Source organism: Streptococcus australis (genome assembly GCF_901543175.1).
Classification (GTDB): Bacteria; Bacillota; Bacilli; order Lactobacillales; family Streptococcaceae; genus Streptococcus; species Streptococcus australis_A.
In genome coordinates, this window is the sequence record NZ_LR594040.1 from 1,525,988 (window position 1) to 1,550,652 (window position 24,665).

Genomic DNA, 24,665 nt, shown 5'->3' on the forward strand with positions numbered 1-24,665 from the left:
TTTACCATCCAATCTCATAGGCAGTCTGAGGCTGATCATTGGTCACAACTTCGGTAATCTTGCCACTATTGACGCGAATGATAGTTCTCGCCATATCCGCAATGTTTTGGTTGTGCGTCACCATAATTAAAGTAAAGCCCAGTTTTTCCTTCAACTTCCAGATATAATCGAGAATCTTGCGCCCTGTTTCTTCATCCAAGGCCCCCGTCGGCTCATCTAAGAAAAGAATCTCTGGCTTTTTGGCCAAGGCCCGAGCAATAGACACTCTCTGCTGTTCCCCACCAGACAATTCACTTGGATACTTGTCTAGCTTATCGCCAAGTCCCAAATCTTCGATGATCTGCAAAAAATCATGATTGTTGGCCAGGTCAGCTCCCATTTTAACATTCTGTCTAACCGTTAGATTCGGCAATAAATAATACTGCTGAAAAATAAAGGCAATCTTCTCACGTCTAAAGGCTGTCAATTGAGCATCCGTGAGTTGCGATAAATCCTGCCCTTGAATGAGGATATGCCCCTCGTCTACCTTTTCTAATCCGGATAATACGTTTAAGAGAGTTGACTTTCCTGATCCAGAAGGGCCTAGAATAACTACATCATCCTGGTCTTGAATCTGCAAATCAATTCCTTTTAAAACCTTGGTTTGGCCGTAACTTTTGTGAACATTTTCTAGTTGAATCATTTCTTCCCTACCATTTCTTTGATGAGAGATTGACAAACCTCTGTCAATAATCCTATCACTTCTTCCATGCTGTACTGATAAATACCAGAAGCAACCATAGAGGCCATCCCGTGTGAGTAGATAAATAGATGCTGGTACAAGCGACTAGCTTCCTCTAAAGTCAAAGGATAATCTGCGACAATCGAATCCAGAACCAATTGGTAACTATGATCCTTCATAGGAAGAAAATCTTGAAAGCGACGAATCGGTTCTTTACTAGAATTCTGGAAAAGCAATTGAAAAAGTTGAGGCTCTTTTAATCCGAAAAGTATATAAGCAACTCCGACAGATCGAAAAGGCTTCTCATCTTCTAAAGCCTTGCGTATATACTCCACCACTACCATTTCCGCAGCAACAATAACCTCTGCTTGTAACTCAGACATATTAGAAAATTGTCCAAAAATGACTCTTGGCGTGGCTCCCAGTTTCTCCGCTAATGCTCTAGCCGTCAAACTAGCCATGCCCTGTTCTCTCACTAATTGTAAAGCTGTCCCAATCATAGCCTCTTTACTAAATTTAACTTTTGGTGGCATAAGGCTCCTTTCGCGCAATGCTTGTTGCGCAACATTTGTTGCTTAATAAAATACCATAACAAAAAAGACTTGTCAAGAAAAAAATGTAAAACACAAAACAAAAAGACAGCGAACTTTTTATTTCTTTGCGACCCAGCCAATGGCATCTCTAGGTGGATTTTCGATATCAATCCAGATGAATTCGATGCCGATTTCCTCATTTTTAAACTTAGTCAAACGAATTCCGTTGATTTCCAGTTCATTGAGTCGTTGGCCTGTCAAGACTTCTCGTTCTTTCAACTGGAAAACACCACGCAAGATCCAATTTCCAAGGATTTCTTGCTTATCGGTTGACTGAATTGCCTTTCCTGCTTCTTGGTTGATATAGGCGTTTATAACATCTCCAGAAGGTAAAAATCGCAGTTTAAAGGTTCTTTCTTCTTTGGATAGAGCTAGTTTTTTAGTTCCAGGCTCAAAAGTCCCGAATCCTGGACCAAAGAAGTCTGGCCTTTCATCATGGAAATTCTTGGAGTCAGGTAGCGGAATGTAAACTTCGCTAACTGGACGATAGACGAGTTGTTCAATCTCTTTGATGAGTTTTTCATTGCCATTCTTATGAACAAAGTGAATCAAGTCCTCACGAATAGCCTTCATCTGAACTTTTTCTTCCTTGCTAGTCCACTTTTTCAAGAGGATTTCTTCTAAGGAGTAGGTTACAAAAGCTAGTTCCTCAGGAGCCAGACTATCTTTGAATTTTTCCTGAATCTTTAGAATCCGTGGCAGACGATCTTTCTTGGCTAGTTTTGAACCACCATTAAAGGCATTGAAACCAGAGTTCTCTTCCACATTTCCATGTTTATCTGTAATCACCCAAGACACTGTTTCCAAAATATCGGATTGTTCCTTTTCAGCTGTTAGTAAATGAAGGTTTTCAAAGAGAGAAAAAGGATCTTCGATATAATGGACGTCCCAAGTATCTACCACAATGTCTTTATTATCAAAAGTCATGTGGAGCTGGCTGTCAGCTGCGGTGTACTTGTAGTGGTGTTGCCCATCCGTAAATCGAAAATTGGTTGGATTGTTTTTGGTAGTTGATCCTTCAATGACTAGATTATCGATATCAACTGGTAAATAAGATGTTTCACCGACAAAAATTCTAGGATTTTCTCCTTTTGGTGTTGGCATCAAGACGTGGTAAACAGCTTCAACATTGACCGAGTCAGAGTTGAATCCCTTGATTTGCGCCTTAGAAGACTCTATTCTCTGATTCCTCAAAGTCGCAATCTTTCTTGCCAACTCTTCATATCTTTGATAGTTTTCCTTGTCTGCAGCTTCTTTATCAGCTGAAATATCCGCATGAAACTTGATATCACCCAACAAGTCCGTCCAATCTTGAGAGTCCTTCTTAAACTGAGCGATTTTTTGGTCTCCAGAATTAATCCCAAAAGACTTGATACCCACTAGGTATTTATGATTTTCATCCACAACGACGGAAGCATCATAGGAAGTATTGGCGATATCTTCCCCAACAGCATTAAAAGCCTTCTGGAAAACAGTCTCCTGAAATTTGGAGTTGACGATAGGAGCAACATAATTCTCCGTTTGTCCCTCGTCTTCGGATTCTGCCTTTTGAGAGAAAGCTTGGCTCAAGCTAGCGAAGTTGGTAATTAAGGTTTTGTATTTTTCTTTTTGTTCAGATTTTAGATGTTCCCACATGAATTATGCCTCACTTACCTATATTATATTTGTGAAAAGACTAGCTTAAGCACTAGTTCCCACTTATATATTTCGGAAAAACTATCAAAAATACTCTAATTTATCAAATTGCCACGATTTTCGGGCAATGTAATACGCTCTTCATCCGAAACAACAAAACACAAATATTTATTATCTATTTATGGATAGCATATAAAACTCTTTACTTTTTTTATTACGAATCAATGATCTATAATGTTTAGAAGAAATAACCTCAAGATTATCTCTGTATTCAGTATAGATTTTTTCGTATGCCTCAGCTTCACTCCGTACAAAATCTTTAACATACGACTCACCTTCAAACTGACCATTCATCTTAATGTAGATAATTGCAATTTTTCCCGAACGATGAAGCTGAGATTGCTTCTTGCTTTTATTTAAGGCCTTGGCAACATTCTCCGCGATACGTTTAATCACGGGAACAACTACGCTATTTCCAGCTTGTTTGTAGAGCTGACCATTGGAAATCCCTTCTGGGATTTTAAAGGATTTAGGATATCCTTGAACGTTAAAGGTTTCTTTCGGTGTCAACTTCCGAATCTCGCCACTGTCTGTCAGGATCAATGGAACGTTATGTCCACCCGTTCCCATATTGGCTGTTAAGGTAGGGACAACACCATTTTTATTTTCACGGACATACTGACGGCGCCACTGGTAAACCGTATCTTGACTGGTAACTTCAAACTTCAACTGATCGTAGAAGTTTTGCTTGCCTTTACGGTAGTAGTATGCCTCGTCTAGCTTATCGCCGAAGTTAATGACGTCTTGAAGAGTCGTGGTCAGCTTGATTTCCTCTGGAAACTCAAATAAGTCATAGGCTTCCTTAGTATCAAAACCAACGATGTAGATCCGCTCACGGTTTTGTGGGATATTCCCATAGTCTTTCCCGTTAAGAACCTTCCACTTGATAAAGTAGTTGTTCTCCGTCAAGGCTTCGCGAATAACCTTGAAGGTATTGCCGTGGTCATGACCGACCATGTTTTTGACATTTTCAATGAAAATCGCACGAGGTTTGCATCCCTCAATCATGCGAAGCAATTCAAAGAAAAGATCTCCACGATCATCATCAAAACCCTTGCGATAACCCGCAATACTAAAGGCCTGACAAGGAAAACCTCCCATAATCACATCCACTCGCTCAGTCGGGATGTCCTCTGGCTGAACAGCGTGAATATCACGACCATCCAAATAGGTATCTGGATGGTTTAACTGATAAGTCTGACGCGCATACTTATCAAATTCATTGGCATACACCACTCTGAACTCGTTGGTTTGTTCAAATCCCAACTCAATTCCCCCAACACCTGAGAAGAAAGCCGCAATGTTGTACTTCTCAGCTTGGTTCGAACTTACAGAATTTGTCATGTAGTAACCTGCTTTCTAAAATATGATTAACTATACTAGTATATCATTTTTTAAAAAAGACCGGAATATAAACATCTCTCAATTTTTATGATATAATGAATATATTAAACCAAGGAGGTGCATAATGCCAAATCAAGGAGATCAATTCATAGTAGAACTTAAAGAAACGAACATTGACTGGGGTACTTATAGGTATACAAATTCTCGACCTCAGATAACAGGAGAATGCTATATCCCAATTCCAAGTAAAGCTGCACATCAGTATAGAATATTTAATTCTAAACATACTCAAGGAAAAGATGTTTTAGGACAAAATATATTTAATGCTAGATCAACAGATGGATACTTCGTTGGAATAGTAAAATCATCAGGAAATTCTCGGGGTGGAGATCCCTATGCTAAAAATCTTTCTGGTAAAGGTAACTTGAGAGCCTTTAACTACTGGTTCAATCAAATGAATGTAACCGTTGGGACAAGAATCAAAGTAGAATGGACTAGTCCTACTGATATTTTGTTTACTATTATCTAAATATAATTACTAAGATGAGGCTGGGCAAAAAAAGTCTTTAAAATCAAAAACGCATAATATCAGGTATTGAAAAACCTTGATACTATGCGTTTTATTGTGGGAAGATTTACTTCATTTTCTCCTGAAATTGAGTTTTAACCCAGTCTTATCTTTTATTCAAGTAATCTTTGTATTGTTCTATCTACATAACTTTCATATAAATCAAAATCCTTAGTTTTTACTACTCCATCGTAATATTTTACTAATTCAAACGGAACACCATAATCGCTTAATTTTCGACCAGTATTAGTTAGAGCATTGTACTCTAGCCTCTGTAGAAGGAGTTGAATTCCAGCAACATCATCAAAATTTCTTCCATAAACTCTTGAATAATGAAATCTATATAACAAATCAAATACACCTAAATACTTTACAAGATGATATTTAAATATTGTATAGATTAATTTAGAAGTTTTACTAATTGCTCTATCTTTACTGTAATTCTGTTGTTTAACGTAATAATCAACTGTTCCTAAAAAGCCTTTTTCTAAAAATCCTGATAATTGTACTACAATTAAAGAAAAATTTTTCTGTCCTACTCTAGTTTCCATTATACGCTTTAAATCTGAATTAGAGACAAATTTATGACAAAAATCAACTACTGTTTGAAAACCTTCCCAATGAATTTTTGTGCAGTTGCTCAAATTTAATACCCGCTTCAACCGATCAATTTTACGAAATTCGACTATCGACATCTCTGCTATTCGATTATAGATTGAGATTTTCTCCAAAGGACCTATTGTTCTATATGATTGAAAAATAAAATCTGGTAATCCTGATTTTTCCTTTGCTTCATTAATTTCGGTCTTGAAATTTTTATCATCATCTGTCAAAAATTCATCAAATGTCACTTCTAAGTCTACATCCGTTTTATTTCGGCTATTATCATAATTTTTATGTTCAATTTCGTCCTGTTGCGAATCAATAACAGCTTCAAATTCTTTTGTTAAATCAATGACATTACCACTATAGTGTACATTAAATCTGCCTGCTCTCCCAGCAATGTTTTTAGCATCAAACTGTTTTAATGGCTTCCTTCCTTTTTTTACTGCAGTAACAATCAAATTCTTTGCAGTTGTATTGACTCCTTCAGTAATTGTTGTTGTCGAAAAAAGACACAACAGCTCCCCACTATTAAACAAATTAATTATTTCATTCTGTAGATATTTGGGTATTCCTGCATGATGGAGCCCAATTCTCTTTTCAAGTGCTTTATATAGAATCCAATCTGATCCAAATTTCTTTTCTATATGTTTTAAAAAAATAGAAAATAGTTCATCATCTTCTTTATACTCTTTTTCTGACAAAAGCGAAAGATATTCATCATTTTTCAACATATGATTAGCAAATCTCTCTACATCTGGCTTGCTTCCACAATAAATTAGAGTATTACCTTCTATCTTTACAATAGTTTGTACTACTTTATCTTGTAAGGATGAGGTGCCTACATTTAATTTATATTTAATATTTCCAAGTTCAAACTTATTTCTATCGATATGTGTAATGTTCTTAGATACAATCTCAACATCGTTATATTCAAGAATTGTAAATTTATTAACTCGAACAAAATTATTGAATGAATTTCTTTCTGAATCTAGTTTTTGAAATTGAATATAAGGTCCAGCGAGTAAAATATCTTTACTATTTTGGCAAGCATATTCTAAAGCAAGTCTATAAGCAGTATCTCGTTCATTTTCTTCTGGAGTGTCATTATCTATAATAAAATCATTGTCTATTTTATATATTTCATCCACAAAAGTAAAATCAAAATAACTAGTATTATTATCTAAAAACGAAAGATATCGTTCAGGAGTATAAATAAAAATATTTTTCTCTCCAAGTTCGTCCTCGTTTATTTCACTTAGAGTATGTATTTTATACGGAGAAAAAAACTCATCATTTAGCAACTTTAAATAATTTTCAGATAACAGACTAATCGTAGGAAAAACTAATAATACATTAGAATAATCCATTTTCTTTATAATAGTATAAACAATAAAAGTTTTACCAAAAGAAGTTGGAGCAGAGAGGACATATCTATTAACTGAATTATTTTCGAATAATTCTAAAACTTCTTTTTGGTATTTATGTAGCATATAATCATTTACGATTAAATTCGCTTCATTTAAAAATGAACTCATGGATAATAAATTCATGTCCTCTGGATTTATTTCATTACCTTCTTGATACTTTCTTTCAAGTAGCTCAAAGTATTGTGGTACTCCAGCTTCATTTGCTATACAACGCAAGAAATTTAAATCACTACTTGTAAGTTCGTCTAATTTAACAGAGTCGTAATAGTCACAAGTTGACTTGACAAAGACGCCTCTTCTTTCAGGGTATCGTTTATATAAATTCAATTCTTTTATTAGATGAGCGGTTCTTTCGTTTCTATCCATTCAATCACTTCTTCCTTTAATTTATTAGAATCATAAACAGGTAAGAGCATTACAAATATACTAACCTTTATTTTAACAGCTAAATTTAACGAATATTTTCCTAACTCCCTATTGATTTTATCCACACTAGATGCAATTGATTTTTCGTAACCGTAGGTTTGCTGTTTTTGATATGCAATAAAAACAGGATACACTAACTCAATATTATTATTTTGTAATTCATCGATAAGAATGAGGTCAGGATTATTCTCCCATCTTTTGATTATTCCTTCTAAAATTGGATGGAAATGAGAGATATTATCTTTCTCATTAATAATTGCAAACATATGATTATTCAAATATTCATCTGAAATAGAATAATTTATCTTGGAAAGTACAGAGTTAATTCCAGATGTAAAACTTTGATGAAATTTTGCTTCTCCAAACCAGAGTTCTAAACTACCTTTATTATCAATAATATGAAAAGCATCAAACCCTTTTGGTTCAGATTTTTCAAGAGGAGAATAAAAATAACCTCTAGAAATTAGAACATCAGTATGAAAATAATTTCTTAAAAATAAATCTAAAAGTACTTCCCCATAAAATCCGTACTGAAGTTTTGTTTGAGAGAAATCATTCTCATTATATTTTAATTTAGTTTTGATTACCTTTGTTTGTTCTCTATCCAAGTTATCATAATCAATCTTAAACTCATTCTCAGCGAATTCAACAATTCCATTATAAATTATCTTTGAAATGTCATTATCATTGCCTTTAAAGCAATATTCATCCTTTTCTGTAGATGTCAAATTACTCTTATTAATTGAAGTCAATTGCCCTTGTTCGTCAGTCAGTACAATAGGAAAAGTATATTTTACTATTGCCCTATTTATTAAATTTTTAAGATTATCTCTCAATATCCAACTCCCAACCCAATAAATTTCATTTTTATTATACCAAAAAAACACGGCTCATCACCGTGTTTCTATATTTATTTCACCAACTTCTTCATCTCATCAATACGTGCGACTGTCGCATCGTATTTCGCTTGGTAGTCGGCTTGTTTGTCGCGTTCTTTTTGGACGACTTCTGGTTTGGCATTGGCTACGAAGCGTTCGTTAGAGAGCTTCTTACCAACCATATCCAGTTCTTTTTGCCATTTAGCCAGTTCCTTGTCGAGACGAGCTAGTTCTTCTTCGACATTTAAGAGGTCTGCCAGTGGCAGGTAGATTTCTGCTCCTGTGATGACGCTTGACATAGCGAGTTCAGGCGCAGGGATGGTTGATGCGATTTCCAAGTGTTCTGGATTTGTGAAGCGTTTGATATAGTTGACATTGCTGTTAAAGAAGGCTTCCAAGTCGCTATCGCTTGTCTTAACAAGGATAGTGATAGGTTTGCTTGGTGCAACGTTTACTTCCGCACGCGCATTACGAACAGCACGGATCAAGTCTTTGAGGCTTTCCACACCTGTGTGGGCCGCAAGGTCTTCAAAGACTGGGTTAACAGTTGGGTATGCTGCTATAACGATAGAGCCTTCTGAAATTTGCCCAAAGATTTCCTCTGTCACGAACGGCATGATAGGGTGAAGGAGACGAAGGATCTTGTCCAAAGTGTAAAGGAGAACAGAACGTGTGATGACTTTCTCTTCTTCGTTGTCGCTATAAAGGACTTCCTTGGTCAACTCAACGTACCAGTCCGCAAACTCATCCCAGATGAAGTTGTAGAGGATGTGGCCAGCAACCCCAAATTCAAACTTGTCAAAGTTGGCGGTCGCTTTTCCAATTGTTTCATTGAGGTTGTGGAGAATCCAGCGGTCTGTGACATTTCCAGCTTCCTTGTTAACCACTTTTTCCACATTAGCCGTTGCTTGCTCAAGGGTCAAGCCTTCATTGTTCATGAGGATGTAGCGAGAGATGTTCCAGATCTTGTTAATGAAGTTCCATGAAGCATCCATTTTCTCATAAGAGAAACGGACGTCTTGACCTGGTGCAGAACCGTTTGAAAGGAACCAACGAAGCGCATCGGCACCATATTTCTCGATGACGTCCATCGGGTCAATTCCGTTACCGAGAGATTTAGACATCTTGCGTCCTTGCTCGTCACGAATAAGACCGTGGATCAGAACGTTTTGGAATGGCTGACGGCCAGTGAATTCCAATGATTGGAAGATCATACGAGACACCCAGAAGAAGATGATGTCGTAACCTGTTACCAAGGTTGAAGTTGGGAAGTAACGTTTGAAGTCTTCTGAGTCGACATCAGGCCAGCCCATGGTTGAGAATGGCCAAAGGGCAGAGCTGAACCAAGTATCCAAGACGTCTTCGTCCTGAGTCCATCCGTCACCTTCAGGAGCTTCTTCGCCGACATACATTTCACCCTCAGCATTGTACCAAGCAGGGATTTGGTGACCCCACCAAAGCTGACGAGAGATAACCCAGTCGTGGACATTTTCCATCCATTGAAGGAAGGTATCGTTGAAACGAGGTGGGTAGAATTCTACCTTGTCCTCTGTATCTTGGTTGGCAATAGCATTCTTAGCCAATTGGTCCATCTTGACGAACCATTGAGTAGACAAGCGTGGCTCAACCACGACACCTGTACGTTCTGAGTGACCAACACTGTGGACACGTTTTTCGATTTTAACAAGAGCACCGATTTCTTCTAGCTTAGCAACGACTGCCTTACGTGCTTCAAAACGATCCATGCCTGAAAATTCGAAGGCCAAGTCATTCATAGTTCCGTCGTCGTTCATAACGTTAACTTGTGGCAAGTTGTGGCGTTGACCAACTAAAAAGTCATTTGGATCGTGGGCAGGTGTGATTTTCACGACACCAGTACCAAACTCAGGATCAGCGTGCTCGTCTCCAACGATTGGGATCAGTTTGTTAGCGATTGGAAGAACGACATGTTTGCCAATCAAATCCTTGTAGCGTGGGTCTTCTGGATTGACCGCAACGGCAACGTCCCCAAACATAGTCTCAGGACGAGTTGTCGCAACCTCAAGGGCGCGGGAACCATCTTCAAGCATGTAGTTCATGTGGTAGAAGGCACCTTCGACATCCTTGTGGATAACCTCAATATCAGAAAGGGCTGTGCGAGCAGCTGGGTCCCAGTTGATGATAAACTCACCACGGTAGATCCATCCTTTCTTGTAAAGCTCGACAAAGACCTTACGGACAGCTTTTGACAGTCCCTCATCAAGAGTGAAACGCTCACGAGAGTAGTCTACAGAGAGACCCATTTTGCCCCATTGTTCCTTGATGGTAGTGGCGTATTCGTCTTTCCATTCCCAGACCTTATCGAGGAATTTTTCACGACCGAGGTCGTAACGCGTAATGCCATCTCCACGCAAGCGCTCCTCAACCTTAGCTTGAGTCGCAATCCCCGCGTGGTCCATCCCTGGAAGCCAAAGCGTATCAAAGCCTTGCATGCGTTTTTGACGGATGATGATATCTTGCAAGGTTGTGTCCCAAGCGTGACCAAGGTGGAGTTTACCAGTTACGTTTGGTGGTGGAATCACGATCGAATAAGGCTTAGCCTTTTGATTTCCTGAAGGCTTGAAAACATCTTCGTCAAGCCATTTTTGGTAACGACCAGCCTCAACCTCGGCTGGATTGTATTTAGGTGAAAGTTCTTTAGACATGTGTGTGTCCTTTCTATAAATATAATCTAATTAAAATATCTATTTGAAGTCTCTATATAAAATCTCCGTATTAAATATACCATTATTCTACTGAGTCCATAAGCAATAACCATCGAAATTAGCAATATAGCAGCTGAAACTAAAATACCTAATGTGAAATTTGAAGATGACCCTTTATTAATTAAAGAAATAAAAAAGACTTTGAAAGTATTAACCTTTTCTATCTGATTATCTTTTATTAATTGTTTCGTTGATATGGAGGAAACTATATTGAACACAAATAATGTATTAAAACTCATTATTTGTAACCAATAAAGATGTTTCTTCATATCAGGAGTGGGAGATTTTGAATGACCTCCGGGTATTATGTTATTAACTTCCCCTATCAAAACAGGTAATAACATAGGTAAAAACCATGTTAAAATATCAATCAAATCACTTTCAATCTGATCTAAAAGAACCAAAAAGGTCGATAATAAACCAAAAAGTAACCAATTTGATTTCACTACTTCTTTATTTTCACCACCTCTATCAATATCCTCTAAGACATAAGCCCAGAAAAACACTGTAAAAGACATAGATATTAAGCAAACAACTAATTTCGTAATAAAATTATATGTATCAGATTGGAGAAGAGTCGAACTATATAAGCATATCGACAGAATTGAGGATAAAAATGATTTTAAATTTGAATTCCAATATATTTTTCCTGACGACGTAAATATATTGTTTTCTTTTCTATACTTCCTAACGGCTAAATAGCCTCTGAAAAAGGGAATAAGAATAAATAGTATTATTAATAATAAAACTGTAACAATAGGCTCAATAAAATCCTGAGGAACATTTAACTTATCAAGAAAATTTTCTATGTTCTTTCCCCACGTTTGAACAATGAATTTTAAAAGGAAATATAATCCAATAAAAGAAGAATCGAATAAATTAAAAAAACAAAAAGTGTTTCTACTTTTTTTAATATATCTTTTAACTCCTTCAAATTTATTTTCAAACCATAAAATATAGATTATTGGTAGGAATAACTGACAAAAAACAAAAATAATAAGTAAGTTCTTAAAACATAGAAATAATGTACCAGTTATAATGATTAACAGTATGAACACAGCCCAATAAACTATTTTAGGTTTTAAATTAATTGGCAATTTATTTAACCTAACGCCATACCCTAATATTAAGATTCCTATCAAGCCTTCTATTATCCAAATCGGGGATACAGGTAAATAATTATTTGGAACTAAAGATATAAAAAAAACAATAGGTACTAAAAGCAATAAAGAAATTAATAATAAGATTGGAACTAAAGCTATGGCGTATGAAAGTATTTTTTTCATTTCTTTTCACTCTCCCACTCACTCCTCAACAAGCCATATATCAGACTGTCACAGCGATTTCCTTGGGCATCTTTGCGATCCCTTATGCGAGCTTCAAGGGTAAAACCAAGTTTTTCTGCGACTCGTTGACTTTGGACATTGTAGCCAAAGCAGACCAGTTCAATCTTGTGAAGGCCTAAATCTTTAAAACCTAGATCAATCAAGGCACTCGCCGCTTCGGGCACATAGCCTCGCCCCCAGTAGTCTGGGTGCAAGGTATATCCAATCTCAAGAACATCATCTTCATGGCGGTGGTTGAAATCAACAGAGCCGATGATAGTATCGGTCCCTTTAACCACTATGCCGTAACCAGCTGGGAGATTGTTCTTTTCATTACGCTCGGGCAGAATATACTCCAGATAATAAATCTCATCTTCCAAGGTCTTGACGGGGTGAAATGCTGCTGGATAGGCGACTTCTGGCAGACTAGCGTAGGCATGGATATCCTCAGCATCAGCCACTGTACGGACTCGTAAGACGAGCCGATCGGTTTCTAATCGTTCTGGTAATTGTGCTTGCTCCATCTTCCTACCTCGCTTCCCATAAAAAATGCCCCTGCCATCTACATGACAGGGACGAATGTGTTTATCCGCGGTACCACCCAATTTCGGGCAGACGCCCGCAACTCTTGTCTTTGAAGGATATACAAAGACACTTTTATTTCATTTTCATCCATCAGCAACCAGTTTTGACACATTTGTGGACTTCTCAGCACCGCCACTTTCTGTAAAATGTGGGATTCAAAACACCTCTAATGGCTCTATTGTAGCAAGTTTTTCACGGAAATGCAAGGGACAAGAAAAATTACTTGAAGCTGATTCCGTGCTCTTTTAATTTCTTGATGGTAGCTGGGCCGATTCCTTTTAAGGCAAGGAGTTCTTTTTCCGTCCAGTTTTTAAAGTCAGCAGCCGACTTGATACCTTCATCATAGAAAGTCTTAGCGCGATCTACTGAGAGACCACCCAAAGTAGCTGCGAAATCTTCTACTGAATTCGCCACTTTTTGAGCTTGTTCTTTAGTCGCTTCTACTGCTTGTTCCACTTTTTTAGTGACAACTTTTCCTGCTTGGTTGGCAGATTTTTCCGCATGTTTCACGACTTTTTTGGTCTCTTCTACAACTTTAGTCACTGTAGTTGAAAATGCACCTGAACGACGAAGGCTATTTCGCAATTGTTTTTTACGTTGGAGTTTCTTTGACATGATAAAATCCTTTCAATAAAAAATCCCTGCTCTGACAAGGATTTAATAAAAATATTCTATCAAGATTTTGAGAAAAAATCAAGAAAGTATCACTATTTTAGTAGTTTCGCTCACCAAACAAGCCTTCTGGCAAATCATGAAATCCCTTGCCTGCTTTGAAGTTTTCAAACTTACCTAGCAAAAATTGATAAGCATCCAAGCGACTTTCGTAGCGAATCATAGCATCTTTGGCACGCTCGTCTTGGTCTTCTTCGTAGACTTTTTGACTTTCCTTGTGCGCCATGTCGTTGATCATGATCTGGGTATTGACCCAAGCTTCAAATTCCTTCATAAATTCTTGTTCGTAACTCATTGATTCTCCTTATTCTAATCCACGGAAGTAGTCCGTATCAATCTCACGGTAGGGCTGGATATCCTGAACATACTCTAGCACGCCTTGGAATTCTCCGTTCTCATCGTGTACTGTAGCGTAGGTGATGTGGACAAACTTGCCTCGAGACTCAGACTTGAACCACATTTCATACTTGTCCTTGGTTCCTTCACGAAGGCCCTTCATAACGGCCTTAACCTTTTCTAGGTACTTGGGCGGATGACATAACTCGACATTGCGCCCGACTTGGGACGGTGTCCGTTTGAAAATCATCTCATCAGCTGGCGCATTGTCATTGTAATACTGGAAAATATCGTCTTTATTGACAAAGGTAATCTCCATGGGGAGGTGATTGAGGATGAGGTTGGCCTGCTCAACTGAGAGATAGCCATTGCCAAAAGCCTGTTGACTATGACGGTCCAGCACCGCTTCCTTTTCCTTAGGGGTAAAGGTAATGGTGAACTGACCTTCTGGTGTATCGATGACTTGTTGTACTTGGCCTTCAGCAGTGTCTAGTTGCACGGGCTCCTCTGCACTCTTTTCCTCAACAAAGCTCTGGCGTTCTGGAACCCATTTCTCAGACGGACGGATGATGGCATAGCCGTAAGCATCGCTCTCCTCCGCAATCTGAAGCCAATCATCCTGAGTAAAGGACTCAAGGAGAATCATGAGAAGGATGGACTCTTCCTTGAAAATCATACTTTCAAACTCTGTCGCAAAAGCTTCAAAATCTTCTTTTACACTGCTAATCGACACTTCTGGTAGTGACTTGGCTGTTGTTAGAGCTGTTTGAAAGAGTTCTCTGATCTGGTCATCCACTCCCCACATGACCTTAGGGGGTGAATCGTGTCCATAGCGCTCCATGATAGGAAAGAAGAGCTCTTCCTTGCGCTGGTAGTGGATATCAAATTGCCCCAACAGCCCCATTTGACGGACCAAGCCCTTGCGCATCTCTGCCAGCATTTCCTCGTCTTCCATAGACTCATAGGTATCTAACAATCTCCGAATGCGAATCAAGGCCGCACGGAGGGCCAGATTTTCATCCTTGAAGATGCGAACTGGGTGGCCAGGATGCTCGGTATCTTCCACTTCGACGCCCTTTACTGCGTTTTTAAAAAGATTGGCATGGACATCACAGAGCTCCATAACATCTTCAAAGGTGACACCTGAGTCTGAGTTCATCAGCTCGTGCTCCATGAGGGAAATCTCGATGGCTGAAACACCTGTAAAGGTCGCATCAAAACGCTCCTGAACCGACTCGGGAGAGGCGCCGTTGTGCAATTCTAACAAAATATCCCGTAGGATATGAATCCGTTCATCTGCCATTAGTCTAATCCAATCACTTCGTAGCCATTCGCTTCTAGTGTGCGGACAATCTTATCCATAGGAGTTCCTTCGAGCTTAGAACCCTGTTTGAGCGATACCTTGCGACCGACTGTGTTACGCATCAAGGGATTAGCAAGTGGTTTAAAACCAAGCTCCACTAGGATTTCCAAGACTTCTGGATACTTATCCACCACTTCTGCAACGGGAATTGACACATCAATGATATTGTCCATGACGACCTCCATGTATGTTCTAAAATGATTTTCCTGCTTATATTATACCATAAGGACGATTAGCATACACCAAAAAAGAGGGTCATCCCCTCTTTTTTAGTTCTTATCCAGATTGCGTAGCATCTCGTCAATCTTGTTTCCATACTCGATGGATTCGTCTTTGACGAAAGTCAAATCTGGGATTTTGTACAATTTCAAATTGCGACCAAGTTCACGTTTGATGGTACCAGTTGCTTTCTCAAGCCCGATTTGAGTTTTTTGATTATCTGAAGCAAGGTTACTTAAAATGGTGTAGTAAACCTTGGCAACAGACAAGTCACCTAGCATCTGAACATCTGTGATGGTCACACCTTGGACACGCGGATCACGGACTTTCTTTTGCAAAATCTCATTGACTTCACGCTTGATTTCCATGCCCACACGATCCGTACGGAAATGATTTGCCATGATATTCCTTTCTCTACTTTGAACCAAAAGCTAGGCCAGCAGACCTAGCTATTTTTAAACTTATTGATTTTCAGCTCAAATTGAAACGAAGTTCAATTTGAACTCATCCGCTTCTTTCGCTGTGGTGAAAGTGATGGAACTGATTTATCAGTCCCATCACAGGGGATTTTTGAAACCTTAGGCTCAAAAATAAGCAATGAAACCAGCGGTTTGCTTGCGTCCCTCACCACCTAAGAAAGGAGCAAAAATGATTATCGTTTGATTTCTTCCATGACATAGGCCTCAATCACATCATCCATCTTGATATCATTGTAGCCATCAATCATCAATCCACCTTCACGACCGTTTGTAACTTCTTTGACGTCATCTTTATAGTGTTTCAAGCTTGCAAGTTCACCATCGTAAATAACGACACCGTCACGGATAACACGAACTTTAGAGTCACGGGTAACTTTACCACTCATAACCATAAATCCACCGATGGTTCCCACTTTAGATACCTTGAAGGTTTCACGGATAAGAGCTTCACCGATGATTTTTTCTTCAAATTCAGGATCCAACATCCCTTTCATAGCTTCTTCCATCTCTTCGATAACCTTGTAGATAATGCTGTGGAGACGGATTTCGACATCGTCAGCATCTGCTTGTTGACGAGCTTGTGGTGTAGGGCGGACGTTGAAACCAACGATAAAGGCATTTGAAGCTTCCGCAAGAGTCACGTCAGATTCGTTGATAGCACCGACCGCTGAGTGAACGATGGTAACTTTTACACCTTCTACATCGATCTTTTGAAGTGAGGCAGAAAGGGCTTCAACTGAACCTTGTACGTCGGCCTTGATGATAACGTTAACAGACTTGAGTTCACCCGCTTTAAGCGTATCAAAGAGGTTTTCAAGGCTGACACGTTGCGTTGCTTGACGTTGTTTCATAAGGGCACGTTTGGCACGTTCTTCACCTGCTGCACGAGCAGATTTCTCATCTTCATAAACGGCAAAGTGATCACCCGCCATTGGGGCTTCGTTCAAACCTGTGATCGAAACTGGTGTTGATGGGCCTGCCACCTTGACACGACGACCAAGGTCATTGGTCATGGCACGTACACGACCGAAGGTATTTCCGACAACGATAGGGTCTTGCACATTCAGAGTACCTTGCTGCACAAGAAGGGTTGCGACCGCACCTTTCCCTTTATCCAAACGAGCTTCGATAACCGTACCGATAGCACGCACTGTTGGGTCTGCCTTGAGTTCTTGAATTTCAGCCACAAGAAGGACTGTTTCCAAGAGTTCATCGATGTTTTGGTTGAACTTAGCTGAGATTTCGACAAACTCAGAATCCCCACCCCAAGCTGTTGACATGACACCATGCTCTGCCAATTCACCGATAACGCGTTCTGGGTTGGCACCTGGTTTATCAATTTTGTTGATAGCTACAATGATTGGAACATTGGCTGCTTTTGAGTGGTTGATTGCTTCGATAGTCTGAGGCATAACCCCGTCGTCTGCCGCTACGACCAAGATGGTAATATCGGTAACAGATGCACCACGCGCACGCATCGATGTAAAGGCCGCATGTCCTGGTGTATCAAGGAAGGTAATCTTCTTGCCGTTTTCAACGATTTGGTAGGCACCGATATGCTGAGTGATACCACCTGCTTCACCTGTCGCAACACGAGAGTTACGAAGGGTATCTAGAAGGGTAGTTTTACCATGGTCAACGTGTCCCATGATGGTCACAACTGGTGGACGCTCAACCAATTCATCTTCGTTAAGATAGCCATCTTCGACAAAGAAACGTTCGATGTCGGCATTATCTACTTCAACCTTTTGTTTGGCTTCGATACCATAATCCACCATGAGGAGTTCGATGGTTTCTCCATCCAAGGATTGGTTTTGTGTGGCCATGACACCCATCATAAAGAGTTTCTTAACGATTTCAGCTGGTTCACGTTTGATCCGTTTTGCGATTTCCGCAACAGTCATACCATCTGTATACTCAAATTCTGTTGGCAATTCGTGGAACTTACGCTCTGTAACAGGTTTTGGAGTCTGGTTACGGTTGTTTTGCTTGTTGCCTTTTTTATTTTTCTTGTTGTTATTCCAGTTACTATTTCTTTGATTTCTCACTTGATTCTGACTACTTCGATTCTTTTGTTGTTTTCTAGGACCATCTTCTTCGTGATCATAATCGTCACGTTCTTTGTCTGGTCGAGCTTGTTTTTTACGACGTGTATCCACTGGCGCTTCTTTCGCTACAGGAGCTACTGTTACGGCTGGCTGCGTTTGTTCAGCTAGCTTAGCAGCTTCTTCAAAGATTTCCTCTGGCTCCTTGCGTTTGTTAGCTTGAGCCAAGGCTTCTTTGGCTGCTTGCGATTGTTTGAAGCGCTCCTCGCTTGAGCGTGCGTACTCTGCATTTTGCTCTGCTTTTAGGGCTGCTGCACGGGCTTTAAAGTCAACACGTGGGCCAGCTTGTTTTGGCTGGAAGTCTTGTTGCTGACGGCGATCATTGCCACGATTCCCTTGACCTTGTGGTTTTTTCCCTTGGTCGTTAAATCGGCGGTTGTCGCGGTTTCCTTGACCAGGTTTGCTACCATTACGACCGTCGTTTTTTTGACGGTTGCCGTTTTGTTGTTGGTCACGGTTGTTGCCCTTGTTTTGTTTGCGTCGCTCTGCCTGCTCTTTGGCACGCGCCTCACGCTCCGCCTTGAAGTTTCGACTCTGTGGTCTTGCGGCCACTACTTTTTCTTCTTTAGGAGCTGCAGGTGTAGCTGATTTGCTTTCTTCCTTAGTGGCTACTGGTGTAGCTGATACAGGCTTTTCTGCTTTCTTTTCTACACTTGCTTTTGGTGCTACAGGTTTTGCTTCTGCCTTAGGAGCAGGTGCAGGTTTAAAGCTAGCCGCGATTTGCTCAGCAGCAGCAGCTTCCACGCTCGATGAGTGGCTTTTCACATCCAAGCCCAACTCTTTTGCACGCGCTACAACTTCTTTACTTTCTTTTCCAAGTTCTTTTGCGATTTCGTACAATCTTTTCTTAGACAAATCATGTCCTCCTCTTCTATTCCATAAGAGACCTCATTTTCTTTGTAAATCCAGCATCTGTCACAGCCAAAACCTTTCTCGATTTTCCGACTGCTATGCTTAATTCCAGTGTTGAAAACACGGTTATAACTTCTACTTGATAATAGTCACTTTTATCGTGAATCTTCTTGGTCAGATTGGGACCAGCATCCTGTGCTAGAAAGACTAGCTTGGCTTTCTGGTCTTGGATAGCCTTGACCACCAATTCCTCACCCGATATGATCCGCCCTGCTCGCTGAGCAAGTCCCAAGAGATTACTTATCTTTTGCTTATTCAAGTCCTAACTCTCTTCTTTTCACTTTGTGATCCACATAGGCGATCAACTCGTCATAAAAGCTTTCTTCCACTTCCATGTTAAAGCTGCGGTTAAAGACTTTCTTCTTTTTTGCCTCTAGGGCTTCTGCATTGTCTAGCTTGATATAAGCGCCACGGCCATTGGCCTTGCCTGTCGGATCGATAAAGACCTGTCCTTCTTTGTTCTTGACAATGCGGAGCAAATCACGCTTATCAATCACTTCGTTGGATACAACAGACTTGCGCAAAGGGATTTTTCTTGTTTTCATCTTTCCCTCCTCTAGCAGCTTTTATTCTTCCGTCAATTCGTCCGCAGCTGCGTAATCCACTTGACCTGCTTCTTCCATAGCTTCAAACTCACTGGCAGACTTGATATCGATACGGTAACCCGTCAAGTGAGCTGCCAAGCGAACGTTTTGTCCACGACGACCGATAGCAAGAGAAAGTTTGTTATCAGGTACAACGACCAAGGCACGTTTGCTGTCGTTTTCATCAAAGATAACTTGGTCAACCTCTGCCGGTGCGATAGCATTGTAGATAAACTCAGCTGGATCTGCTACCCACTCAATAACGTCGATGTTTTCTTCGACAGGAATCATGCGATCGCTCTTGGCATCGTAACGAGCTGGGTGGAATTTGCTGGTGATTTTCTTGATATTTGCACCACCACGCCCAACGATTGTCCCGATAGCGTCCACGTTTGGATTGTGGCTACGAACGGCAACTTTCGTACGGTCACCAGCTTCGCGGGCTACGCTCATGATTTCAACAGTTCCATCGTAGACTTCTGGAATTTCTTGCTCCATCAAGCGTTTGATCATTTCAGGATGGCTACGGCTAACAAAGACGTTGACACCACGAGGGTTGTCTTCAACCTTGTAAACGTAGACTTCGATACGGTCATGGGAAGCAAACACCTCTCCAGGGATTTGGTCTTGTTTTGACAATTGGGCTTCGATGCTGCCGAGATTGACGTAGATGAAGCGGTTGTCAAAGCGTTCTACTGTACCAGACATGATTTCTTGCTCATGTTCCTTGTAAGTATTGTAAGTAATGGCACGTGTTTGCTTGCGCATTTTTTCCATAATGGTTTGTTTAGCAGATTGGGCTGCTACACGACCAAACTCAGCTGGTGCTTCTTCAAACTTAATTTTGTCACCAAGCTCATAGGCAGAATTAATGGCAAGAGCATCTTTCAAGCTGATTTCCAAACGGCTATCAAATACTTCATCAACAACTTCACGAACAGTATAGACAGTAAAGTCACCCGTCTTTTCATTGAAGTCGATGGCTACACTATCAGATTGACCATAGCGTCTGCGATAAGCGGAACGAAGCGACTCTACAACTGCGTCGATGATATCTTCTTTTTTGATTCCCTTGTCTTCTTCCAAAATGCGGAAGGCCTCTAGCATTTCTTTACTCATGTTCTTTTTACTTTTGAATCCTCAAAAGCTATCCTTTCTTTTCTATAGTTTAACTGCTAAACGTGCTTTTGATACTAAACTGTATGGAATTTGGACAGTTTTCTTACGTGTCTTGTCCATATACTCCATAGTTAACTCATCCTCTTCAAAGGATACTAAGGTTCCTTCAAAGACTTTTTGCTTATCGATAGCTTGGTAGAGCCCAACATGGATGTATTTTCCAACTGCTCCAGCGACGGCGTCCTTGGTTTTCAAAGGACGTTCCAAGCCTGGACTGGTGATTTCTAGGAAATATTGTTCTGGGAAGGGATCAGGCTTGATAGTGTCTAGGACAGGACTGATGATTTCTGTCAGGTCTGCCGTGTCGTTCAAGGTAATTCCTTCGGGTTTATCTACAAAAATACTGAGAATCATGTCACTGCCAATCTTTCCATACTCGATATCCACGAGCTCGAAAGGCGCTTGGATGACAGGTTCTACAACTTCTCTGACTAATTCTACGATTGTTGCGATTGCGTCCACCTCCTCATAAGCAAGAGGCGAAGATATTTCCCCGCCTCTCTTTCTCATATTCTTACTATCAGTATAGCACGTTTGTCAATTTATGTAAAGCATAAGCACTCAAACGGCTGGTTTTCAAGCTATTTCTTAAAATTCTGCCTCAACTCGGTAGATCACTTGACCTTTGCTGGAGAATTTTTGCTCATATTCCGTCATGACATTGCCTTCAAAATCACTGGCATGCAAGTCCAGCCAAACCCCATTGAGTTTCATGCCATACTGAGAAAAGCTCACTAGACTGTACTCAAACAAGCCACGATTATCTGTCTTGAAATGGATTTCCCCATTCTCAGGCAAGATGCGCTTGAAGGTATCCAAGAAACTCTTGTAGGTCAAACGACGTTTTTCATGGCGTTTTTTAGGCCAGGGATCTGAAAAGTTGAGGTAGAGACGATCAATCTCACCGTCTTCAAAGTAGTCGGTCAAATCTGAACCATCTACCCATAAAAGCTTGATATTAGGCACTCCAACTTCAAGCACCTTGTCCAAGGCATAACTCAATACCGACTTTTGGATATCAATCCCAATGTAGTTGATGTCAGGATTTTGCTTGGCCATACCTGATACGAAGGCCCCTTTCCCACTTCCAACTTCAACATGAATAGGATGATCATTTCCAAACAAGTCTCGCCATTTCCCTTTGGCTTCCAAGGGATTGAGGACCACATACTGGGGATTGGCTTCTAGTAATTCTGTCGCCCCTTTACGATTTCTAACTCTCATCTCTTCTTTCCATACTTGTCACGGAAGACACGCAAGGCATAAATCTCCCGGTTTACATTATCTAAATCTTGATTTACAAAGTATTTGGCAATCTGGCTCAAGTAAGAATACTGACCATACCAATACAATTTATCTAACACTGTCTGATTGTACTTATAGCCATAGTCTCTCAACCATTGACGCCACTGATGATCTGGAATGTAGTGGCATAGCAAATGCGCCACATCAAACATACGATCCGTTAGGCGAACCGAATCCCAATCCACTAGATAAACAAGCCCACTCTCTGTCTCAATCCAATTACTATGGCGAAGATCACCATGCACAATCGTTGCATGGTCTTCCCTAAAGCCTGGAACCGTCTTACCTAGTTCAGCAATCACACTGTTCAAGTAGTGATTCTGTTGCAAGATTTCTGGTACTTCTTGTTGCCAAGAACGCAATAAATCAACTGGTTTTTCCATGGTATATCCCAAACGACTCAACTGCTTCATCAAGGGACGTGAGCGGTGGAGACGATTCAAGATTGTAATGATTTGTTTGCGATTCATATCGTACGGGGTCAAGATTTTGCCCGTCAACCATTCTTGGGCACACATATCTCGACCATCCGCTAAACGACGAGTCCATAGTAATTGAGGAGCGATTTGTTCTCTGGCTAGGCCAGGTAGGATTGGAGAGGTGTTCATTTTTACAAAGACGCGCTTCCCATCAGGGTAGCTTCCCATATAAGCCTTGCCGCTCTTCCCAGGTATAGGGGTCAGCGTTAGCTCATTATCACCCAAGTCCATTTCTTTCCTCCGTATAAAGTTTCCTTACTATTCTACTAGTTTTTGGTCTATTCGTCAACCAATCTTTTTAGTTGGTAAGGCAAATAAAACAATTGTAGGAAGAGACTAGCTCCTACAAGAGCCAACAAGGCTATTTTTTCTTGAAAAACCACTGCTCCAACTAGCAATTCTAACAAAAGAACTGCACTTCCCACACCAACTACAATCTGTTTCAATCCCTTCTCTTTCTCCCCTTTTTCTAATGGAAAGAGCTGGGTCAAGTATTGGTAATCAAAGGCGTGATAGAGGGCTAGCAATTGGAAGAGCAAGAGATAGTTAAACAGAACCACCACTGCCGTCGCAATCCAAGCTTGCTCGATAAAGACCTGCGCCAGTATGGAAAGCAAGAGCAGACGGAGACTGAGGGCAAAGAGGTCTCCATTTCGCAGGTAAGAGCGGAGATAGAGGTTTTGCCAAATCTTTCTAGGCGCTTTCTGAACTGCTTTAAGGATGAAATCCAGATAAGCGCGACGTTTGACACTATTTGAAACGCCCTTGACCTGAGTAAAGAGAGCGAAGAAACGAAGTAAGACTTGCTTGCGCTTGCTTTCTTGGGCAATGACATAGTCCCAGTCAATTCCGTTCCCAGTAAAAAATTTACTAACTTTTTGACGAAAAATCAGGTATTTCCCAGTTCCCAATAAAAGCACATAGATGAGAAAAACTGGCAAGCCATAACCCATGGCTAAAAATAAGGGCGCGAAAAGAAGTAAGCAGAGAGTCTGTACCAATAGCCAAAAGACCAGTGAGCGCACCGTCTGCCCTTTGAGGTGGGACTTGACCTCCTCTTCACTGACTAAGAGAAAGAGCTTGTCAGGTACTTCCATGTAGGTCGCGATTCCTCCCCAAGCCAAAAGCAAGGCAGATACAATCCCCAAAAACAAGAGGATTGGCCAGTGATTTTCAGGAAAATCTTGCAAGAGTTGACTGTACTGGTAAGCTAGAAAACCGATGAGAACCAGCAGAAACAAGACAAAGTGGTCATTGAGAACATAGCGCAGATAACCGACACACTCCTTACGAAAAGCCTGCTTTCGCTTTAAAAACAAGTCTTTCATAGCTCCTCCTCTTTGGTCAGAGCCAAGTAAATATCATTCAAACTCGCTTCAGGCATGTCAAAGGCTTCGCGCAGTTGCTGGAGGTTCCCCTGAGCCCTCACCTCCCCCTTGTGGAGAATGACAAAGGCGTCACACATCTTTTCCGCCGAATCCAGCACGTGGGTACTCATGAGGATGGACTTGCCTTTTTGTTTTTCTACTTCCAAAAGCTGAATCAAGTCAGCAATCGCCAAGGGATCAAGACCAAGAAAAGGCTCATCCACGATAAAGAGGCTCGGTTCTACCACAAAAGCACAGATAATCATAACCTTCTGCTTCATCCCTTTGGAGAAATAGACCGGAAACCAGTCTAATTTTTGATCCAGACGGAACATTTTCAACAAAGGTTCTACTTGATCAAAAGCTATATTTTGCTCAATACCATAGGCCATGGCAACCGTCTCGATATGCTCTCTGAGGGTCAATTCTTCATACAAGCTAGGCGTTTCTGGGATATAGCCAATCTGCTTGCGGTAGTTGGTCGCATCTTCTCGCAGGGTTAAACCATTAATCTTGATTTCCCCACTGTAAGGCGTCAAAAGACCGATAATCTCATTGATAGTAGTTGATTTTCCAGCACCGTTGAGACCAATCAAACCGACCAACTGCCCACTTTCAACTGTAAAGGACACATCTTTCAAGACAGGGACATGAACATAGCCACCTGTCAGGTTTTTAATTTCTAACATATTTTCTCCGAATCTGGTATAATGTAGCTATATTATATCAAAATTCAATACAGTAGAGGTGGAT

At 40.4% G+C, this 24,665-nt stretch carries 24 protein-coding genes; 1 reads left to right on the top strand and 23 read right to left on the bottom strand.

Translation table 11 applies throughout. The features are described 5' to 3' along the window. Position 1 precedes the first annotated feature (1 nt). The 4 genes from FGK98_RS07895 to dcm form a co-directional block, all read right to left on the bottom strand. A complete protein-coding gene (locus tag FGK98_RS07895) occupies positions 2-682 on the bottom strand; it encodes an ABC transporter ATP-binding protein (RefSeq protein ID WP_004182281.1) in 681 nt (226 codons plus the stop codon). Then, positions 679-1,254 (bottom strand): TetR/AcrR family transcriptional regulator, encoded by a 576-nt coding sequence (locus tag FGK98_RS07900; RefSeq protein ID WP_138100728.1) that lies wholly within the window; start codon positions 1,252-1,254, stop codon positions 679-681. Before FGK98_RS07900 ends, FGK98_RS07895 begins: the two co-directional genes overlap by 4 nt. 117 nt (positions 1,255-1,371) lie before the next feature. Continuing rightward, positions 1,372-2,949, bottom strand: a complete 1,578-nt coding sequence (locus FGK98_RS09935; protein WP_171011134.1) for a hypothetical protein — start codon at positions 2,947-2,949, stop codon at positions 1,372-1,374. A gap of 171 nt (positions 2,950-3,120) precedes the next feature. Further along, positions 3,121-4,353: a DNA cytosine methyltransferase gene (gene dcm, locus FGK98_RS07910; RefSeq protein WP_138100729.1), complete on the bottom strand. Its 1,233-nt coding sequence runs from the start codon at positions 4,351-4,353 to the stop codon at positions 3,121-3,123. Positions 4,354-4,477: 124 nt separating this feature from the next. Here dcm and FGK98_RS07915 point away from each other — a divergent pair, with 124 nt between their 5' ends. Further along, positions 4,478-4,882: a hypothetical protein gene (locus FGK98_RS07915; RefSeq protein ID WP_138100730.1), complete on the top strand. Its 405-nt coding sequence runs from the start codon at positions 4,478-4,480 to the stop codon at positions 4,880-4,882. Between the two features lie 152 nt (positions 4,883-5,034). Here FGK98_RS07915 and FGK98_RS07920 read toward each other — a convergent pair whose 3' ends face one another. From FGK98_RS07920 to FGK98_RS08010, 19 genes are all read right to left on the bottom strand, one after another. After that, a complete protein-coding gene (locus tag FGK98_RS07920) occupies positions 5,035-7,320 on the bottom strand; it encodes a helicase-related protein (protein WP_138100731.1) in 2,286 nt (761 codons plus the stop codon). Next, positions 7,290-8,216: a Hachiman antiphage defense system protein HamA gene (locus FGK98_RS07925; RefSeq protein WP_138100732.1), complete on the bottom strand. Its 927-nt coding sequence runs from the start codon at positions 8,214-8,216 to the stop codon at positions 7,290-7,292. Before FGK98_RS07925 ends, FGK98_RS07920 begins: the two co-directional genes overlap by 31 nt. Positions 8,217-8,290: 74 nt before the next feature. After that, entirely contained in the window at positions 8,291-10,942 is a 2,652-nt protein-coding gene (locus FGK98_RS07930; RefSeq protein WP_138100733.1) for a valine--tRNA ligase, read from the bottom strand. 26 nt (positions 10,943-10,968) lie between these two features. Beyond that, positions 10,969-12,288, bottom strand: a complete 1,320-nt coding sequence (locus FGK98_RS07935; protein ID WP_138100734.1) for an ABC transporter permease — start codon at positions 12,286-12,288, stop codon at positions 10,969-10,971. Continuing rightward, the gene (locus FGK98_RS07940) at positions 12,285-12,851 is read right to left on the bottom strand and encodes a GNAT family N-acetyltransferase (protein WP_138100735.1); all 567 of its coding nucleotides are present in this window, start codon (positions 12,849-12,851) and stop codon (positions 12,285-12,287) included. The genes FGK98_RS07935 and FGK98_RS07940 overlap by 4 nt, the downstream gene beginning before the upstream one ends. Positions 12,852-13,131: 280 nt before the next feature. Continuing rightward, entirely contained in the window at positions 13,132-13,527 is a 396-nt protein-coding gene (locus tag FGK98_RS07945) for a helix-hairpin-helix domain-containing protein (RefSeq protein ID WP_138100736.1), read from the bottom strand. A 97-nt stretch (positions 13,528-13,624) separates the two neighbouring features. After that, entirely contained in the window at positions 13,625-13,879 is a 255-nt protein-coding gene (locus FGK98_RS07950; RefSeq protein ID WP_000119707.1) for a DUF1912 family protein, read from the bottom strand. Positions 13,880-13,888: 9 nt separating this feature from the next. Then, a complete protein-coding gene (locus FGK98_RS07955) occupies positions 13,889-15,223 on the bottom strand; it encodes a DUF438 domain-containing protein (protein ID WP_138100737.1) in 1,335 nt (444 codons plus the stop codon). Further along, the gene (locus FGK98_RS07960) at positions 15,223-15,456 is read right to left on the bottom strand and encodes a DUF1858 domain-containing protein (RefSeq protein ID WP_138100738.1); all 234 of its coding nucleotides are present in this window, start codon (positions 15,454-15,456) and stop codon (positions 15,223-15,225) included. Before FGK98_RS07960 ends, FGK98_RS07955 begins: the two co-directional genes overlap by 1 nt. 96 nt (positions 15,457-15,552) lie before the next feature. Beyond that, positions 15,553-15,903 (bottom strand): 30S ribosome-binding factor RbfA, encoded by a 351-nt coding sequence (rbfA, locus tag FGK98_RS07965; RefSeq protein ID WP_138100739.1) that lies wholly within the window; start codon positions 15,901-15,903, stop codon positions 15,553-15,555. A 251-nt stretch (positions 15,904-16,154) separates the two neighbouring features. Next, entirely contained in the window at positions 16,155-18,941 is a 2,787-nt protein-coding gene (gene infB / locus FGK98_RS07970; RefSeq protein ID WP_138100740.1) for a translation initiation factor IF-2, read from the bottom strand. A 16-nt stretch (positions 18,942-18,957) separates the two neighbouring features. Then, positions 18,958-19,257, bottom strand: a complete 300-nt coding sequence (locus FGK98_RS07975) for a YlxQ-related RNA-binding protein (RefSeq protein WP_138100741.1) — start codon at positions 19,255-19,257, stop codon at positions 18,958-18,960. Then, positions 19,250-19,543, bottom strand: a complete 294-nt coding sequence (gene rnpM / locus FGK98_RS07980) for an RNase P modulator RnpM (protein ID WP_000857560.1) — start codon at positions 19,541-19,543, stop codon at positions 19,250-19,252. The genes FGK98_RS07975 and rnpM overlap by 8 nt, the downstream gene beginning before the upstream one ends. A 21-nt stretch (positions 19,544-19,564) precedes the next feature. Then, the gene (gene nusA / locus FGK98_RS07985) at positions 19,565-20,701 is read right to left on the bottom strand and encodes a transcription termination factor NusA (protein ID WP_000032278.1); all 1,137 of its coding nucleotides are present in this window, start codon (positions 20,699-20,701) and stop codon (positions 19,565-19,567) included. 42 nt (positions 20,702-20,743) lie between these two features. Then, complete coding sequence (rimP, locus tag FGK98_RS07990; RefSeq protein WP_000338695.1) at positions 20,744-21,223, bottom strand: ribosome maturation factor RimP; 480 nt, start codon at positions 21,221-21,223, stop codon at positions 20,744-20,746. Positions 21,224-21,349: 126 nt separating this feature from the next. Beyond that, the gene (trmB, locus tag FGK98_RS07995) at positions 21,350-21,985 is read right to left on the bottom strand and encodes a tRNA (guanosine(46)-N7)-methyltransferase TrmB (RefSeq protein ID WP_001266088.1); all 636 of its coding nucleotides are present in this window, start codon (positions 21,983-21,985) and stop codon (positions 21,350-21,352) included. Continuing rightward, positions 21,982-22,776 carry a cell cycle regulator CcrZ gene (gene ccrZ / locus FGK98_RS08000; protein WP_138100742.1) on the bottom strand — a complete coding sequence of 265 codons (795 nt, stop codon included), beginning with the start codon at positions 22,774-22,776 and terminating at the stop codon, positions 21,982-21,984. Before ccrZ ends, trmB begins: the two co-directional genes overlap by 4 nt. A 47-nt stretch (positions 22,777-22,823) precedes the next feature. After that, positions 22,824-23,873, bottom strand: coding sequence for an ABC transporter permease (locus FGK98_RS08005; protein WP_138100743.1), 1,050 nt, complete (start codon positions 23,871-23,873; stop codon positions 22,824-22,826). Next, entirely contained in the window at positions 23,870-24,601 is a 732-nt protein-coding gene (locus FGK98_RS08010) for an ABC transporter ATP-binding protein (RefSeq protein ID WP_138100744.1), read from the bottom strand. The genes FGK98_RS08005 and FGK98_RS08010 overlap by 4 nt, the downstream gene beginning before the upstream one ends. Positions 24,602-24,665 lie beyond the last annotated feature (64 nt).